The sequence below is a fragment of the Mesorhizobium sp. M7A.F.Ca.CA.002.05.1.1 genome, from assembly GCF_003998335.1.
Lineage (GTDB): Bacteria > Pseudomonadota > Alphaproteobacteria > Rhizobiales > Rhizobiaceae > Mesorhizobium.
The window spans coordinates 1-1,596 of record NZ_RZQI01001139.1; the positions used below are offsets into that span (position 1 = coordinate 1).

Genomic DNA, 1,596 nt, shown 5'->3' on the forward strand with positions numbered 1-1,596 from the left:
ACTGGAAGGCGTGCGGATCGGTGACCGTCTTGCCGCCGTCGGTGCCGGCACCTTCGGCCGCGTCGGCATCGGCGAATTCAGGTTTGAAATCGATCGGCGTCACGCCCTTGGTCAAGGTGATGATAGACGCCTTGGTGGCGCTGGCATCGACCAGCCGCTGCAGGAAACCTTCGAAATGCAGGCCGTTGACCAGAACGATGTCGGCCTTGGCCATGGCCACAGCATCGGCCGGGCTCGGCTCGTAGACATGGGCGTCGCCATCCGGCCCGACAATGGTGGTGACGTCGATGCGGTCGCCGCCGACATTTTTGGCGAAATCGGCAATGACGGTGAAGCTGGCGACCACTTTCAGCGGTGCGGCCAAGGCCGACGATGCGCCAAAAGCGGTTAATGTTATAACGCTCATCGCCAGGGCGGCATGGATCGATTTCAGCATAGACGGGTCTCCTTCTAGGGGCGGGGATCAGGCCGTTCTGTGACGGTGATGGATGATGCGCGCGCGCAGAATGCCGCGCGTGCCAAACAGGATCGAGGCGAAATAGACGACGCCGGCCGACAGGATGATGGCCGGGCCGGATGGCAGCGACGCGTGATAGGACAGAAGCAGCCCGGCGACGCAGGACGCAAAGCCGATCAGCACCGCCAGCACGCACATCGGCTCGACGCGAACTGTCCAGAAGCGGGCGGCTGCGGCCGGCAGCATCATCAGCCCAACCGACAGAAGCGTGCCGAGTGCCTGGAAGCCGCCGACAAGGTTGAGCACGACAAGGCCGAGGAAGATGAAATGCACCGGACTGCCGAGCCGGCTGACCGAGCGCAGGAACAGCGGGTCGAGGCATTCGGCGACCAGCGCCCGCCAGAAGATGGCGAGGCTGACCAGCGTCACCGCGACGATGCCGCCGATCAGCGTCAGGGCCTCATCGTTGAGCGCCAGCACGGTGCCGAACAGCACATGCATGAGATCGACGCTGGACCCGCGGATCGACACCATCAGCACGCCGATGGCGAGCGAAATCAGATAGAACGCCGCCATCGAGGCGTCCTCGCGCTGTATGGTGAAGCGCGAGACGGCGCCGGCGCCGAGCGCGACGATGACGCCGGCGATCAGGCCGCCGATGGTCATCGGCAGGATCTCCAGCCCATAGAACAGGAAGCCGGCGGCCGCGCCGGGCAGGATGGCATGCGCCATGGCGTCGCCCGACAGGCTCATGCGCCGCAGCATCAGGAAGACGCCGATAGGGCAGGCGCCGAGCGACAGCATCAGCGAACCGATCAAAGCCCGCTGCATGAAGCCGAAATCGGCGAAGGGCGCGATGACAAGGCCGTAAAGCATGTCCATCAGGCAGCCCTCGGTCCGACGCCATGTTGGCGGTCGTGATCGTGGCCATGGTGATCGTCACCATGAGCGTCCTCGCCCGGCTCGCACCAGGGTGCATTTTCTTCCCAAGCTTCGTGGAAGCGGCGGGCGCGCAACAGGTTGTCAGGTTTCAGCGTTTCCCTGGTTTCGCCCCAGGCGATCGGCTGGCGGGCGAGAAGCAGCGTTTCGGGGAAATTCTGCCGCACCAGGTCCAGATCGTGCACGACAACCACTGTCTC

General features: G+C 64.5%; 2 protein-coding genes and 1 pseudogene. All 3 read right to left on the reverse strand.

What is annotated here, in order from left to right; all coding sequences use genetic code 11:
* Positions 1-436 (reverse strand): metal ABC transporter solute-binding protein, Zn/Mn family (locus EN939_RS33395; protein WP_164751480.1); only part of this gene is annotated, 436 nt, incomplete at its 3' end.
* Between the two features lie 27 nt (positions 437-463).
* Positions 464-1,339: a zinc ABC transporter permease AztB gene (gene aztB / locus EN939_RS33400; RefSeq protein ID WP_031212890.1), complete on the reverse strand. Its 876-nt coding sequence runs from the start codon at positions 1,337-1,339 to the stop codon at positions 464-466.
* Positions 1,339-1,596 (reverse strand): annotated as a pseudogene (locus tag EN939_RS33405) (zinc ABC transporter ATP-binding protein AztA); the annotation flags it as partial. The pseudogene EN939_RS33405 and the gene aztB, both read right to left, overlap by 1 nt.

Excerpts from the sequence above, each read along its gene's own strand:
- aztB (WP_031212890.1), bottom strand. The coding sequence starts at position 1,339 with ATGGACATGCTTTACGGCCTTGTCATCGCGCCCTTCGCCGATTTCGGC.